The organism is Bacillus sp. SIMBA_005 (assembly GCF_046535585.1).
Lineage (GTDB): Bacteria > Bacillota > Bacilli > Bacillales > Bacillaceae > Bacillus > Bacillus pumilus.
Map to the genome: position 1 here is coordinate 1 of NZ_JAWRWI010000126.1, position 342 is coordinate 342.

A 342-nucleotide genomic window follows, 5' to 3' on the forward strand; every position below is an offset into this window, starting at 1 on the left:
GGCCGTAGACGCGCCGGCCCGTCACGCCGCGCGGCGCATGCAAGCCGCCGATCAACAGCACGACACCGAGGGCCGCGAATGCCAGGCGCTGGAAGATGCACAGCGGACACGGCTCGAGCCCCCACGCCAGCTGCGAATAGATCGCGAAGCCGATCAGTGCGAAGCACACGATGGCGGACGTCAGGAACAGCGCACGGAACGACCAGCGGGCAGGAGACATGGGAGTGTCGGCAGCGGATGAGCACCGATTATCGCGCCCCAGTCCACAAACAAAAACCCCGGCATCGGCCGGGGTTTTCGTCACGTTCGGCACCGGCGCACGAGGCGGCGGCGCGACCCGGG

The 342-nt window shown here is 68.4% G+C and carries 1 protein-coding gene; it reads right to left on the minus strand.

The window, feature by feature from the left end:
* On the minus strand, positions 1-342 hold a 342-nt coding region (locus SB660_RS19415; RefSeq protein WP_410583873.1), incomplete at both ends, for a disulfide bond formation protein B.